Below are 14,825 nucleotides of genomic sequence, written 5' to 3' on the forward strand. Positions count from 1 at the left end.
GAAATAAGAGAGAATAGACAGCAGTGGTCGGGAAGGATGATGCTGAATATTGAGTGCGGTGTAGATCGACTATTGCGAGCATTAACTGGGTTGAACCGTAAAGCGTTTGATGCCCTATTGCCCATCTTTACCACGTACCTCGGTACTCAACAGACTAAGCTTCGTCAACGTGTCCTGGGCGGAGGACGCAAAGCCCGCTTGCGAAAAGCCCAAGACAAATTATTTTTCATCCTATTTTACTTCAAATATTACCCAACCTTTGATATGCATTGCTCCCAAGCACATGAGTGGATACATCGATTGCAGCCAGTCTTAGAAGCGGACTTGGGGCAGAAAATGGCGCTGCAAGAACGCCATCTTGAAAGCATTGAAGCATTTTTGTCACGGTTTCCAGAAGTCCAACGGGTGATGATTGATGGAAGTTCTACACTTTCATTGGCTAGATAAGCTTTTTCTACCTACAAAAAATTTTTGGACAACCCATACATCTCATTCGACTGTCTCTGTAAGGCACAGCGATGAGCAATTACAGCTTTCTCTACGACATCAGAAAAAATCAGTGATTGCAACATTAATTAACATTAAATCACCTTATTTTATGAGCATACATCTCTAGGTGATCGTTAATTAGTATCTCTCATGGCCAAAATTTTAGGTGGTTCAGGTTTGAGCAAACCGTTCAACAGGGATGCGGGAGGTTGACTGTAAGGCCAAGCAAAAGCATGACGGAAAGCTGCATCCTGACAAGCTTGTAGTTGTTCAAAACTAATAATGTTGTAAGTCAAGAGATTCTCATACTCAAATGGCAAACGCACATTGTGCAATCCAGCATTATCAGTACAAATAGCGATATCGACCCCAGCATCAAAACAACGATCAAAAACTAATTGGAGTTGACGTATATCCTGCAAAGTACCAGTTTTCAGGTAAGTTGTTGGACAAACCTCCAAACATTGTCCGCGTTTAGCCACATCATTAAGTAACTCTGGATATAGTAGGGGAATTTGAATGCCATGACCAATCCGCATCAAATAGGGTAACAGTTCTGGGTAACAACCGGCGGTGGTTTCATATAGATGTCCCGTGGTGTTAACGCCCAGCGATCGCGCATAATCATATAAGCTAATCCATTCTTCTAAGCGATCGGCATAATAGCTATCACCTCCCGCTACATCTACTGCACAGACATACTGTTGATTTTGCGCCGCCAAATCAACAATCGCCTTGTTCACCTCATAGGGTAGGCGCGTGTGCATACAGAGAATTTGGCTAGTAACAATCGGATATTCTGGCTGGTGGCTGGCAAGTCCTACTACTTGCACAATTTCTGCCATCTTGTCAATTCTTTGGGATTGATTCAGATGCTCAGGTGTCCGCAAATAGGGAGTGTAGCGCAGTTCTAGATAGGCCAAATTTTCAAAAATGTAAGCACCCCGCACCAAGCGATAGATAAAGTAAGGCAAAGTCTCCACGGTTTGCACACTTTCTACCAAGGTGTGTAATTCTAGATACTCATCTAGGGTGTTGCGTGGGCGAGTATAAAAATCTTCAAATTCTGAATAGTCAGCAAAGCGGGAAATCAACTCCGAAGAATGTCGCTCGAAATATCGCCATAAAACTCGCGGTACGACCGAGCCGCCCAGATGCCTATGTAATTCAGCATATAAAGCCATAGTGGTATTTTTAGGTAAAAATTTCACTAATTGTAACAAAAACATCGGAATAAAAAATCTGTACTCGAAAAAATTTAGCTCCAGAGAAATTGGAGTAGAGGTTTCCCACCATCTGGATTTTTCAACAGAGGCTCTGACCTAGATGCTGCGTGAAGGTCGATATTTTATCCTTATTTTCTGAAAATCCAGCATTTAATAGTGTTTTGAGCATAAATAAACTTGACATTATCAAGATTAAATTGATAATATTAATACTCTTAATTTTTGTGTTACACTGAATGAACATTGCTATTGTTGAGCAAGTGAAATATAGCAATATATTTTTCCTTTAACTAAGCAAACTCCAGGCAAGGTTGGTATTAATTGAAAATTCAAGCGTTGGATGTCAAGGCTGGCGATCGCATTATTGCTTACTGCAACAACAAAATGCAAACCTGCAAGGTAAAACGCATTTTAGATCCCGGTCAAGCTAATATCACACTATCAGTATTCACCTCTGAGAATTATCGCGGTTGCTCAGTTTCATCTGTAGTCCGCTTCCGGTCGAACGCCTTGGTTGATTTGGTAAGTTAAAAATCAAGTAAATATTCAATCTCAAAAATCTCTCTCGCTCTTGTCCAGCCTCAAAGTGGATCTAATTTTTTTGAAGTGCGATGCCTGCGGTGGGCTACGCCTACGCGGATACAAATCCGTTAATTGTGGCTGGATGATTTTTCCCAAAAGCGCCCTCACACTACACCAGTGCAGGCGACAGTAATTTATAAAATTCTGAGAGTAAAAATTGGGAGTGCGATCGTGCAAAGCGTCCAACATAGGCGATGTCTAACGACAAGCCCTCCGGGTGACGCTCGATAGCGTTCACAAAGCGTCTGACTCGCTAACGCGGCGCTAATAGCAGTCGCTCATGGGGGAAACCCCCTGTTCCCGTGCTGCTTCACCGCTTTGCGTCTACGCATTACTAAGATCAACCTCCAATTGATAACTTTTGTTAGTTCTTTTTCACATCACGAGCCATGTTGAGGTAGTAGTCGTCAATTTTGGCATTAGGACGACGGCGGTTAGTGGTGGGAATTTTAGCAGTGTTATCCTGATTCGTTTCAATTGGCTGTTTCGCTGAAGCTTGCTTTATGGCTTGCGCCTCATTAGATTCCAAGAAATAACCAGAGCTAGTAAATCCGAAAAGCTTGGCAAAAAAACCAAATAAATTTCCGATAAGATTAGAAACAGTTTGGAATAAAACACCAAACAAGCCTTCCAAACGAAGGAACAAGTTCCGAATAATTTGAGGTAGACGAAGCATGACAGCACCTTCAATGATTCCCTATTATCATTGTGACTCAATTGGGATCGGGGGATTGGTGTTATGGCAAAAATCTACCAGTGGGTAGGCGTCTCGTCCACCTTTAGCTACAGGCGGGTAAGATGTCCACCGCACAAGATTGAATAATTTATTTGTTGGAAATCCCTATGGTTTGTGCATTTTCCTGAACCAGCAAAACTGACTTCACGGGACGCTTGATAGAATTTCCCTCCAAATTAACTTTCCCGTAAAAGGTTCTGCCATTGTAATAAAGCGAAGACGAACTCCCTCCATCTAGGTTCATTGCTTTATCGGCACCAAGGGTTTTCATAAAATCAGCTAATGCTGGCAACGACACCCCAGAGTTAGCGGGAGATGAGGATTTTTGAGCCACCATAACTAAAACAACGCTGCCATCACGGGTGATACCCACGGCAGTTCTGGCGTTGGGTTGGTTGCTGCCAAGTGCATCTCGTTTATTGGCATTATCCACAAAGCCTTCTTTTACTGAGGTGAGTTCTGGTAATAGGCTTGGGCCTGCACCTATAGCATCGACTAACTGACAACCTGCTGGTGGTGACTGATTGTGTAGGGCAATGGAATAGCTGATAGTTTGCCCACATAAATAGCGGCGGAATTCTGTGCGATTGAAAATTTGACTCAGGTAAGGTTTTAAGTTGGGATTGTTCACCAGTCGCTCGTTTTCCTTGGGGTCAGCTACCACCTTCCCTTGTAGGACAATATATGATGTAGATTTTTGGTTAGCTGGGTCAAAAAAGCCTGCGTTCAAAATAGCTACGGCTCGATGCTTCTGGGCAAATTCCTCTACAGTGGCTACCTTCTGTGATATTGCAGGAGTTACCAAAAATCTGCTATTAGCTGGAATTAACAGGATGTGAGCTATGCTTTGGGGCAAAATGCGCTCGAAGTAGCGGATAGTTTTTGGTGGTGAAGATGTAACAGTCGGTATTGACGGTGTTGAGGAACGCAAATTAAACCATAACGCCATTGCCAAACTAATTAATATCAAACTCAGTAGTTTAATTTTTCTCACTTTTAAACTTACGCGATCGCGGCGAACAGTTGCACATTATACTGCAAAACTTGATTGAATTTTGGAACGTCTACACACGCCCAACCGAGGGAAATAGTTTAGGGCATAGTGTACAAAAACACAAGCAGAAGTTAACGATTTTAGCAAGTATACATGGTAAAATCTAAGAAAGTTGCAAAACACCTTACTCTTCATAGGGATTGAAATGCTTCAAACTTACTAAATCCCCTCACCAGGACTGAAACTAAGACCATGTTAGAAATTTACTCTTCATAGGGATTGAAACGCTTCAAACTTACTAAATCCCCTCACCGGGACTGAAACTAAGACCATGTTAGAAATTACAAACCTAAAAAATATCTCCAAAAAATTCGCTCTAGCCATAAATTGTGCTTCTTTCAAAGAAAATGAGGCAATGAGAGCTATTGCATATAGCATGGATTTACTACTACCTGGTTTGTATATATGGCTACTTGGCTTTAGTTTTCGCATTGGTGGGAGCATACCAGATGATATTCCCTATAAATATCCCGGTAAAATTCACAGTTACACTGGAATTGCTTTAGTATTACCAGGATATAGAATTTTTACGACTTACCAGGGTAGCTATGACCCTAAACAGACATAAAATACAGGGACTAACAGCTTTTAATTGTACAGTTCTCGACTCAAATACTTTTGAAACCTTAATGACTGAGGCAGGGTATTCAATCGCAAGTAGCGCACCTGCACAGTCTAATAGAATAAAAGTATGGTGGATTCATACCGAATACCCAAGAGTCGAGTCCGTATATAGTCCAGACAAAAGAATAGTGATAACGGCGTATCATGTTAACTGATATTTTTTATTTCTATTAACTAGGACTAGCCCTTTCAAGGTGGGTAAAATTTTTGGATAATAATTCCTCTTTTCTCTGTGTTCTCTGCGCCTCTGTGGTTCAATAAATAACTTTTAAACCGCAGAGGCACGGAGAACGCAGAGAGGAAAGCAGAGATTTTATCAGTGACCTTGAAAGGGCTAGTCCTATTAACCTAAAAAACCTGCCAAGTCGCTAGAGTTTGGCAGGTTTTTAATATTCAAAAAGTTACTTTTTTTCAAAAATCATCCATAACTATTCAACCTTTTCAATACTTACTTTCCCAAACTCATGGAGTTTTTAACTGCTATCGAAGTTGAGGTCTATTTTGTTATTCACCATTCCCGTCGTTTGCGGAACATTGTAGTGAAGCGCCTTGAATTACCAGGTTTTAGTTTTAGGGTGACTCCAGATTCCACAATTGGCGGTTGTCCAATCGAAGCACTCGATATCCCACCAAGGGCAAGTCATCCAGATGGTTCACTTCGCTATGACTTGTTGAACTTTCGGCTGAGGACTAAGTTAGACTGTTCTCATTTCCAACGTGGGCAGAAAGTTTTGGTTGATAATATTTTTGTCGTTTGTGATATTTTCACCACCAAAATAAATTAGCCATCTCCTATAACTGATTCCAGTTCTGGAGATAGTGAATATGTGTCTCTTGTTGAGGCAGGCAAGTACACTGTAAATTGAGTACCTCTGCCTACTTGACTGTAAACATTGACAAAACCACCGTGATTCTTAATAATACCCAACGCCGTAGAAAGTCCTAAACCTGTACCTTTGCCTACCTCTTTGGTGGTAAAAAATGGTTCAAAAATCCGTTGCTGAACTGAGGAAGACATCCCCATACCAGTATCCGTCACCACGATCGCAATATAAGAACCCACTTTCGCATCTATATTTATCTGGGCAGAATGTTCACCAATTACCAGATTTTCCGCTACAATTCTTAAAATACCGCCATTGGGCATAGCATCGCGGGCGTTGACTACTAAGTTTATCAACACCTGATGTAGTTGAGTTGTGTCTCCACGGACGTACCACAGATTTTTGGGGATATCTATCTGGCAGATAATGGATTTGGGGAATGTTTGAGCGATAAGTTCCTCAATTTCTGCCATCAATGGCTGAATTTGGACAATTGTCCGTTTACCTTCAATACCTCGTGCAAAGGATAACACTTGCTTGAGCAAATTAGCGCCGCGTTTAACATTATTTTCTAAAGTTTGCAGTATTTGCTGACTCTGCTGGTCGGGCAATTTCTTCTGCAACAATTGAACTGACATTAAAATAGGGGATAGTATATTGTTGAGGTCATGGGCGATACCGCCAGCTAGAGTACCGATACTCTCCAAACGTTGCGATCGCAGAAGTTGAGCTTCCAGTTGTTTTTGCTGGGTTATATCTCGCATCAGTGCCAAATGCATGAACGTCCCATCAGATTCGTTACGCAGTGGTACGCCATGAGTTTCCATGTAGCGGCGGGTGCCTTTAAATCCCACAATTTCAAACTCCAAAGTCCCCTTGTTACCTTGGCAGATACTTTTATGCAAGTTGGCAAAGGCTGTTCTGTACTCTGGTATAATTACGGCATCAATTGGTTTACCAATCAATACATCAGCACTTTCCACTTCCATCATTGCCAGCCCTTCTGCATTAATTTCTAAAAGGGTGCCATCCCTGGCAATTAACTTGATGCATTCTGGTTCTGCATCTATCATGGCTCGTAAACGATTTTCGCTTTGGCTTAGTCCCAGTTCCGTTTGCTGAAGTTGCCTGATATAACGCCACAACAAATCATACAGCAGCGCCACCACCACCAAATCCACAACAGCAGCGATAAAAAATGTCACTATCGCCTTTTGGGAACTTGCTTGTGACTGCTGCATTCCCTGGTGTAATAAATTTTGCTCTACTTTTAAAGAGTCGTGAATCAGCTGTTGAATCTCTTTGCCAATTTGCTTGTCTTTATCAGATAAGATTTGCTGCCGAACCGCTTCTAATCCCTGGTTTTGTCTGAGGTAAATTTCTTGTTGCAGAATGTTGAGCCTGTTGGTAATTTTCGGCTCCAGCAAAGAAATCCACTGCTGCTTTTGATCGTTATTAGCAGTTAACTTGCTGAGAATCTGAATATTGCTATTAGTTTGTTGATAAGCTGCAATATAGGTTTGTAAATCATCTGCATCTGCTGTAATTAAATAATTACGTTGTGCCGTTTCAGTATCTTTGAGTGTAAATTGGATACTTTCAAGTTGAGTAATAACTTTATAGGAGTATGTCACCCATTGCTGGTTGTGAATTAGCTGAACAGTGTTGCTATATGAGACTACAGCATTAGTAAATACAACTGCCAATGCTAGGATGAATATTGTTTTCAGCTTTTGAAATCGATACCATTTTTTGATCATGCGATCGCCGTTTCTGCCGCAGATTACCTCCATCAGTTAAGATTAAAGATAAAAAACAAATACTGAGAATATTTTAATAATTTTGATAACACGGGTAACAAAATACAATCTGTTAGAGTTGTAAATATCTGGATTATTTGGGATAATAATTTATACATATATTCACAAATAAATCCGCTAATTTTTAATATAAATTCATTTTTAGCAGTCGTATAGCCAATAGAGTTTGGAAATCAACGATACAGCCTGTGAGACAGAGTGTTGATCAATATTAATGCTGCTAAAAATGTCTTTAATCAAAGGACTTCTATCTCAGCAAGAAAAGACTCAACATAACGCTCGGTTCCAAACCACCAGCCTGCACTTATGCGAGAGGGAATGGTCAAGCCTTCAAAGGTGCGTTCAGCTTGGAACACACCACCAAAGGGAATATAAGTCCAACTTTTATCTTCTGTGCGATCGCCCCAACGTGGCAGCCAAACCTGTAAAACCTTGCCGTTGGCATCAATTACTAAAGTAAGGGTGACGGGTTCACCATCAATGTGGAAACTGGCTTGAATCGTGTTGTCGTCGATAGCTTTCCATGTGACATTCGGCTGAAGCAATAGAGCCGATGGGAGCCAAAAAAATTCCCCTCCCAGTCGCCCAATGCTTGAACGAGTGATATCCAGATTGTGAGCATTCACAAAGGGAACCAATCCCCACAGACCAAATTGCACTCTCCCCAAACCGTTGACATAATAATCTCCTCCCTGAAGTTGGAAAAGTCCACGGCCGATGACTGCCTTCCAAACAAACCCTTTTGAGGTCAGGATTTCTTGCGCTTGCATCGGTAGCCAAGGTTTATCTGGACTAATCCGAAGCTGCCCCTGCATTTTCAGTTTGATAGAGGTAGCAAGGGGCGTTCCTAGAGCAATAGCGTGTAAAAAGTAACGCTGTACGGGTGCTGGTAATCCCGCAATCATGTCTACATGAAAGTGCTGATGAGTCGGTGCAGATTCTAGTATTTGCCACAACTGGCTGACCTGTTGATTAGTTCTGACTTGCATAATCACCAGAACAAAGAAGCTCACCGCGAGTAAGATGACTATATCCACAATAATTTTGGCAAACATACATATTATTAATAGCTGTACTACCCTACTAAATTGAAAACAGCGAGATTGTTCTACAATCAGCTTGACATGATTCAAGCAATATGTTAATAATAATAGTTTGTGGAAACTTTACTTCTTAATATAAGCTCTTGGCTAACGTCATTGTCATAGGTGCCCAATGGGGCGATGAAGGAAAAGGTAAAATAACTGACTTACTCAGCCGTTCAGCAGATGTTGTGGTACGTTACCAAGGGGGTGTCAATGCTGGACACACGATTGTAGTCAAAGGTCAGACCTTTAAGCTGCACTTGATTCCCTCTGGGATTTTGTATCCAAATACCGATTGCATTATCGGCTGTGGAACAGTCATCGATCCACAGATTTTGATCGCAGAACTCGACCAACTAAAAGAATTAAATATTTCCACTGACCACCTGCTGATATCTGAGACAGCCCACGTAACGATGCCTTATCATCGGTTGATTGACCAGGCATCGGAAGAACGACGGGGAAGCCATAAGATCGGCACAACAGGTCGGGGCATTGGGCCGACTTATGCTGATAAATCTGAACGTATAGGCATTCGGGTTTTAGACTTGATGGACCCCGATGGGCTACGTGAGCAGTTGGAGTGGACGATTAATTATAAAAACGTCATTTTAGAAAAGCTTTACAACTTGCCGCCTCTAGATGCACAAGAGGTGATTGAAGAGTATTTGGAGTATGCAGAACGCTTGCGGCCTTACGTTGTTGATACATCGTACAAAATATCCGATGCGATTGCGCGACGGCGCAATATTTTGTTTGAAGGCGCACAAGGTACGCTCCTTGACCTAGATCACGGAACTTATCCCTATGTCACCTCCTCTAACCCTGTGGCGGGGGGGGCTTGCGTTGGTACAGGGGTAGGGCCGACAATGATTGACCGGGTAATTGGGGTGTCGAAAGCCTATACAACGCGGGTGGGAGAGGGGCCATTTCCTACCGAATTGCATGGGGAGTTGGGAGAATTGTTGTGCGATCGCGGTGCCGAATTTGGCACAACTACCGGACGCAAACGGCGTTGCGGCTGGTTTGATGCTGTCATCGGTCGCTATGCCGTGCGGATTAACGGCATGGATTGTATGGCGCTGACCAAACTGGATGTTCTCGATGAATTAGAGTCAATCCAAGTTTGTGTCGCCTATGACATAGATGGCGATCGCAGCGAACAGTTTCCCACCAGTTCTCGTAAATTTGCCAGATGTCGCCCCATCTACAAAACCTTACCAGGATGGCAAGTGTCAACAACTCACTGCCGCACCCTAGAAGACTTGCCACAGCAAGCACTGGACTATCTAAAATTCTTAGCCGAATTAATGGAAGTCCCGATCGCGATCGTCTCACTAGGAGCTAGCCGCGATCAAACCATAATTGTCGAAGACCCCATCCACGGCCCCAAACGCGCTTTATTGCACCCCGACGGCACACCTGCTACCCTACTTAGTGCGTAAATTTAGTCATTAGTCATTAGTCATTAGCAAATGACAAAGGACAAAGGACAAATGACAACTGACAATTGATAATTAACAACTAACAAATTTTATGGCTATTACAGTCGAATCTCAAAAACGTCCAGAAGGCAGCAAGCCAAGAGCTTTGCGCCGTGCTGGACTGATACCTGCCAATTTGTATGGTCATAAGGGTACAGAATCCATTTCTTTGACCATTGATGCTAAAACTGTTGAGCGTTTACTCAAAAGAGCTTCCGTCAACAACACCTTGATTGAGTTGAATGTTGCTGATGCACCTTGGCGCGGTAAAACCTTGCTGCGGGAACTTCAGATCCATCCAGCCAAAGGTACCCCTTACCACCTCAGCTTTTTCGCGGTTGCAGGCCACGGCGACACCACTGTAGAAGTTCGGTTCCGTTTTGTGGGAACTGCTATTGGTGTTAAACAAGATGGTGGTGTGTTAGACACCGTAATCACTGAATTGCAAGTGAGTTGTGCGCCAGAAAATATCCCAGATGTAATTGAAATCGATGTCACTAACCTGCAAATGGGAGACAGCTTGAATATTGGTGATATAGTTTTTCCTGAAGGTGTTACACCTCTAGCTGAACCAGAGCGACTTGTTGTCAGCGTTTTGCCACCGCAAATCAGCGCTGAAGATATTGAGACAGAAACTGAAGCAGCTTCTTAAGCTAGGTAAACTGTGTAATAATTTTTGATGATACCAGGGGGAAACTCCTGGTTTTTTTGTATTTGAACCGCAGAGGCGCAGAGAGCGCAGAGGACAGAGATGACAGAAGTGACTCTTCCAGCTTTAATTCAGCAAATGTTGCAGCCTGGATTTTATCCCCATGCGGTAACAGAACCCATTCAACTAATTCAAACCCACATTTCTTATGTGCTGTTAACTGGGGATTACGTTTATAAGCTAAAAAAACCTGTGAATTTTGGCTTTTTGGACTTTTCTACCTTAGATAAGCGGCAGCATTTTTGTCAGGAAGAGTTGCGGTTAAATCAGCGCGGTGCCGGTGAACTGTATTTAGAAGTTTTGCCCATAACTTTGGTAGGGGAGCAATATCAGTTAGGGGGAACGGTCGAGGCTGTAGAATACGTGCTGAAGATGCGCCAGTTTCCTCAAGAGTCGCTATTAAGTACACTTTTTGAACAGGGTAACTTAAATGAGACACATCTAGAAGAGTTGGGACGGGTGGTGGCTCAATACCATGCCGATGCACAGACGAATGATTATATTCGCAGTTTTGGTGAAGTACCAAAAGTTCGGGCTGCCTTTGATGAAAATTATCAGCAAACTGAAAAGTATATTGGTGGCCCGCAGACGCAGGCGCAATTTACAGAAACAAAACAATATACAGATAACTATTTTGCAGAACGTCCAGAATTATTTGCTAGCAGAATTCACAACAACTATATTCGTGAATGTCACGGGGATTTACACCTGAGAAATATTGCCCTGTGGCACGATAAAATCTTGCTGTTCGATTGCATTGAGTTTAATGAGCCGTTTCGTTTTGTCGATGTGATGTACGATGTGGCGTTTACGGTGATGGATTTGGAAGCGCGGCAACGCAAAGACTTGGGTAATGCGTTTTTGAATGCCTATATAGAACAAACTGGAGACTGGGAAGGCTTACAGGTGCTGCCCTTATATTTAAGTCGTCAGGCTTATGTCCGGGCAAAGGTAACTTCATTTTTGCTAGACGATCCGAGTGTACCCGCGACGGTAAAGGAAGAAGCGACAAAAACCGCCGCCGATTATTACAAACAGGCTTGGGACTACACTAAACCAAAGCTGGGACAACTAATTTTGATGTCGGGGTTGTCGGGTTCTGGTAAAAGTACCACAGCAAGGTATTTAGCCCGTCAACAGGGAGCGATTCACCTGCGTTCGGATGCGGTGCGGAAGCATTTAGGGGGAATTCCCCTGTGGGAAAAGGGTGGCGATGATTTGTATACACCTGAGATGACCGAGAAAACTTACACACGGCTGTTGGAATTGGGAATTATCCTGGCTAAACAAGGTTTTTCGGTGATTTTGGATGCCAAGTATGATAGACAGCAGTTACGGCAAGAAGCGATCGCACAAGCTACAAAGCACCAACTTCCTATTCAGATTATCCAATGCACAGCACCGCTTGAAGTTCTAAAAGAGCGTTTGAACAATCGCACTGGTGATATCGCTGATGCCACCGCCGATTTATTAGCCTCACAAATCAAACAAGCTGAACCTTTCACTGAAGAAGAACAAGCCTACGTAAAGATTTTGGATACAACTCAACCACAACAGGCACAATTAAAATAATTCGTAATGACGTTAGCGAGTCCGCAAGCGTCATTAGTAATTAGTTAATAGCTTTTTTTTTACTCTATGGCAGACAAAAAGAACGACTTTTTCAGTATTTCTCCCAGCTTCTTTTCTCAGCTGTTATTTGGGGCATTTTTAACATTTATATTAATAATGACCGGCTCCGCACCAGCCCTGAGCATCTTCTTAGGAATCCTGGGGGGTTTCATCTTAAGCTGGATCACAAATCTAACCAATAATAGCGCCCAGCCGCCAACTGTAGCCTCCTCTGATGGCGTAGATACAGGATTGAAATACTGGTTATTTTTCATGCTGGGCTTTGTATATTTGGGGTATCCAGCACCCATGAGTATCTTGTTAGGTGGAATAGGCGCTTTAGCTGGAGGCTGGATTACTGCTTGGTGGGGAAGTAAGGAACCAACTAGAACTCAATTGCAAGTTGAAGAGTCAGAAGAGGGCGAAGTTGAACCAACGAACGAGAGGATCAACAAACGGCAAACAAGAAGAGCCGGCCGCCGTTACCGTCGCACTCCTGGAAATAGTACCAATTTCAGGTTTTGGGAAAAGTAGTAATTTGGGTATTGGGTATGGGGACTGGAAACTGGGGAGTGGGAAAGAATTATTTTAACGGTATCGCGGAAGTCAGTAGTTCACTCCTAATCTTAATCCCTAATTTCTAGTCCTCAATTGTCATTCCCCACTCCCTAATCCCCACTAAATTTTAAAGGTTTCCAGCCTATCTCGGTGAACCCAACGTCTAAGGGATTCACCAGTAGTCTTGTGTATCTGAATTTGGACTTGTTTTTGACTGAATTTGATGATTTGAGCAGGGATCTTATGAGCATAGGTGTGCCTTGCACAAGACTTGTAGTTCCAGATAACCTGCTGTCCTAGTTCAAATTCCATTGCTATCTCCTCATGGGACTGTAGCCTAACTTGAAATCACGAAGATTAAAGGATTTCGTCTTTGAATCGAGCGTGAATCTCATCAATGGAGTGTTCCATTTTGTTCACCATTTTGGGATAACGCAGTCTTTGAATGACAAACCATCCAAACCCAGCAACAAAGTACAGTAAGACCAAGTAAGGGAAGGTATTGTAAGGTGCTGGTGGCACTGGAAATAGAGTACTACCGGGAATTCCAACAGTACCGAGAACAGGAATCATCATAAAAACTACGCCTAAAACTGAAAATAAGATATCCATTAAGCGGAGTTTTTTAATGCGATACAAGTAAATTGGAGCAGCAATTGAAACCAAAATATATACAACTAAGAAACCATATGTGCAAAGTGTTCCTGTGTAACCCAAAATTTCAAAAGGCTTGATGCCAAACAGGTTCAACGCACTAGGGACTATAAATGTAATCAAGGAACACAGGGCAATTGCTGTGTGGGGTGTCAGGTTAGAATTATGGGCTTTACCCAGAGAATTGTGAAACAAACCATCCCGTGCCATCATGAACACTATTCTGGCTGCGGGATTGATACAAGCAAGAGTACAACCGAAGAAGCTCAATAATGCACCAATACTAACTAACGTTCCTAATAAGCCCACACCTGCTTGATTTGCCAAAAATGTAAGTGGCTCCTCGGTTTTACCCAAGTCTACGGAGCTACCACTAAAGCCCAGCACTTCCACATAGGCCATGAACATGAAAAATACACCAGACCATATCGTGCTTTGGAGCAAAGATTTGGGAATATTTTTCAGTGGTTTTTTAGCTTCATCTCCTAAAGACGTAGCACTTTCAAAACCTGAAAAACCAAACACAACTAGGACAATTCCTAGCGAGATGCCACCAGGGGTAGCTCCTTTGAGGCTCAGTTGGGACAGATCAATTGCAAAGCCCTTGTGCGCCCAAACAATCATCCCCAACAATAAAATTGAAACTACAGAGATGCCTTCAAGTACCAGCATCATCTTTGCTGATAACTGAATGTCTTTATAACCCACATACCAAGCCAGACCCGTCCCCAGTGCGAACAATGTTAAAGTATGCGTGTGTATGCCAATATGACCCAGCAAAGATTCACCAAAAATTGCAAAGCCAGATAAGGTTGACATTCCGGTAAATAAATAACCCAGAATCAGACCCCAGGCAGACAAAACACCTGCTGTAGAGCCTAAACCTTTGACAATATAGGAATACAGCGAACCTGGAGAAGCTGAACGCCGTGCAAATTGGTTAATGTTGATAGCGACAAACAACAGCCCAATCATCCCTAACAAGAAACTCAGCCAAGTTCCGTTACCTGAACTGGCGAAAATTAAACCTAAATTAGCTGCGGGTGTTGTCGTGGGGGCAATCACTGCTACTGATTGGGCAAATACTTCCCCATAGGAAAGACATTCTTTTTTTAAGCCATGAGCGCTCTGATTGATTTTTAGCTCTATTTCTTGAGTCATGTACTATCTCTACTCACTATATATTTGAATCCGGCAGGCACGGGACTAAAGCCTAAAAGTAAGTTGAATAGGTACTGACTACAAAATGCTGATTTCACTTTATGAAATCTCACTAATAAGAGCAAATATTCTTTATTATTAAATAGATAAATAATTTTTATTAACTACTGATTAGCTTATAGCGGTTATCGCTTGAGTGAAGTACAAG

General features: G+C 42.5%; 16 protein-coding genes. 8 read left to right on the top strand and 8 right to left on the bottom strand.

Annotation, left to right across the window (positions count from 1 at the left end):
• Positions 1 to 36: 36 nt before the first annotated feature.
• Entirely contained in the window at positions 37 to 447 is a 411-nt protein-coding gene (locus HWQ41_RS09460; protein WP_292761858.1) for a DDE transposase family protein, read from the top strand.
• Positions 448 to 623: 176 nt separating this feature from the next.
• On the opposite strand, the gene HWQ41_RS09465 is transcribed toward HWQ41_RS09460, so the two are convergent.
• Positions 624 to 1,673 (bottom strand): adenosine deaminase, encoded by a 1,050-nt coding sequence (locus tag HWQ41_RS09465; RefSeq protein WP_292761859.1) that lies wholly within the window; start codon positions 1,671 to 1,673, stop codon positions 624 to 626.
• A gap of 363 nt (positions 1,674 to 2,036) precedes the next feature.
• Here HWQ41_RS09465 and HWQ41_RS09470 point away from each other — a divergent pair, with 363 nt between their 5' ends.
• Positions 2,037 to 2,246: a hypothetical protein gene (locus tag HWQ41_RS09470; RefSeq protein WP_292761860.1), complete on the top strand. Its 210-nt coding sequence runs from the start codon at positions 2,037 to 2,039 to the stop codon at positions 2,244 to 2,246.
• A gap of 160 nt (positions 2,247 to 2,406) precedes the next feature.
• Here the strand turns inward: HWQ41_RS09470 and HWQ41_RS09475 are convergent, their stop codons facing one another.
• From HWQ41_RS09475 to HWQ41_RS09485, 3 genes are all read right to left on the bottom strand, one after another.
• On the bottom strand, positions 2,407 to 2,535 hold the full coding sequence (locus HWQ41_RS09475; protein ID WP_292761861.1) for a hypothetical protein: 129 nt from the start codon (positions 2,533 to 2,535) through the stop codon (positions 2,407 to 2,409).
• 126 nt (positions 2,536 to 2,661) lie between these two features.
• Positions 2,662 to 2,973: a threonine dehydratase gene (locus HWQ41_RS09480; protein WP_292761863.1), complete on the bottom strand. Its 312-nt coding sequence runs from the start codon at positions 2,971 to 2,973 to the stop codon at positions 2,662 to 2,664.
• 148 nt (positions 2,974 to 3,121) lie between these two features.
• Positions 3,122 to 4,027 (bottom strand): phosphodiester glycosidase family protein, encoded by a 906-nt coding sequence (locus tag HWQ41_RS09485; RefSeq protein ID WP_292761865.1) that lies wholly within the window; start codon positions 4,025 to 4,027, stop codon positions 3,122 to 3,124.
• Between the two features lie 415 nt (positions 4,028 to 4,442).
• Here HWQ41_RS09485 and HWQ41_RS09490 point away from each other — a divergent pair, with 415 nt between their 5' ends.
• On the top strand, positions 4,443 to 4,655 hold the full coding sequence (locus HWQ41_RS09490; protein ID WP_292761867.1) for a hypothetical protein: 213 nt from the start codon (positions 4,443 to 4,445) through the stop codon (positions 4,653 to 4,655).
• Positions 4,656 to 5,175: 520 nt separating this feature from the next.
• Positions 5,176 to 5,496: a hypothetical protein gene (locus HWQ41_RS09495; RefSeq protein ID WP_292761869.1), complete on the top strand. Its 321-nt coding sequence runs from the start codon at positions 5,176 to 5,178 to the stop codon at positions 5,494 to 5,496.
• Here the strand turns inward: HWQ41_RS09495 and HWQ41_RS09500 are convergent.
• Together HWQ41_RS09500 and HWQ41_RS09505 are read right to left on the bottom strand one after the other, a co-directional pair.
• A complete protein-coding gene (locus tag HWQ41_RS09500; RefSeq protein WP_292761871.1) occupies positions 5,493 to 7,328 on the bottom strand; it encodes a CHASE3 domain-containing protein in 1,836 nt (611 codons plus the stop codon). The two genes, HWQ41_RS09495 and HWQ41_RS09500, sit on opposite strands and share 4 nt — an antisense overlap.
• 263 nt (positions 7,329 to 7,591) lie before the next feature.
• Positions 7,592 to 8,410 carry a DUF6544 family protein gene (locus HWQ41_RS09505; protein WP_292761873.1) on the bottom strand — a complete coding sequence of 273 codons (819 nt, stop codon included), beginning with the start codon at positions 8,408 to 8,410 and terminating at the stop codon, positions 7,592 to 7,594.
• A 131-nt stretch (positions 8,411 to 8,541) separates the two neighbouring features.
• On the opposite strand from HWQ41_RS09505, the gene HWQ41_RS09510 reads away from it, so the two are divergent.
• The 4 genes from HWQ41_RS09510 to HWQ41_RS09525 all read left to right on the top strand — a co-directional run bounded on the left by HWQ41_RS09510 (position 8,542) and on the right by HWQ41_RS09525 (position 12,778).
• Positions 8,542 to 9,885 carry an adenylosuccinate synthase gene (locus tag HWQ41_RS09510; protein WP_292761875.1) on the top strand — a complete coding sequence of 448 codons (1,344 nt, stop codon included), beginning with the start codon at positions 8,542 to 8,544 and terminating at the stop codon, positions 9,883 to 9,885.
• 91 nt (positions 9,886 to 9,976) lie between these two features.
• Entirely contained in the window at positions 9,977 to 10,576 is a 600-nt protein-coding gene (locus HWQ41_RS09515) for a 50S ribosomal protein L25/general stress protein Ctc (RefSeq protein WP_292761877.1), read from the top strand.
• 99 nt (positions 10,577 to 10,675) lie between these two features.
• The gene (locus tag HWQ41_RS09520; protein ID WP_292761879.1) at positions 10,676 to 12,205 is read left to right on the top strand and encodes an AAA family ATPase; all 1,530 of its coding nucleotides are present in this window, start codon (positions 10,676 to 10,678) and stop codon (positions 12,203 to 12,205) included.
• A 66-nt stretch (positions 12,206 to 12,271) separates the two neighbouring features.
• Positions 12,272 to 12,778 (top strand): hypothetical protein, encoded by a 507-nt coding sequence (locus HWQ41_RS09525; protein ID WP_292761881.1) that lies wholly within the window; start codon positions 12,272 to 12,274, stop codon positions 12,776 to 12,778.
• 144 nt (positions 12,779 to 12,922) lie between these two features.
• On the opposite strand, the gene HWQ41_RS09530 is transcribed toward HWQ41_RS09525, so the two are convergent.
• Together HWQ41_RS09530 and HWQ41_RS09535 are read right to left on the bottom strand one after the other, a co-directional pair.
• Complete coding sequence (locus tag HWQ41_RS09530; protein ID WP_292761883.1) at positions 12,923 to 13,114, bottom strand: hypothetical protein; 192 nt, start codon at positions 13,112 to 13,114, stop codon at positions 12,923 to 12,925.
• 45 nt (positions 13,115 to 13,159) lie between these two features.
• Positions 13,160 to 14,617 (bottom strand): APC family permease, encoded by a 1,458-nt coding sequence (locus HWQ41_RS09535; protein WP_292761885.1) that lies wholly within the window; start codon positions 14,615 to 14,617, stop codon positions 13,160 to 13,162.
• Between the last annotated feature and the right edge of the window lie 208 nt (positions 14,618 to 14,825).

It is taken from the genome of Nostoc sp. NOS(2021), from assembly GCF_017115025.1.
In the GTDB taxonomy this organism is placed as follows: Bacteria; Cyanobacteriota; Cyanobacteriia; order Cyanobacteriales; family Nostocaceae; genus Nostoc.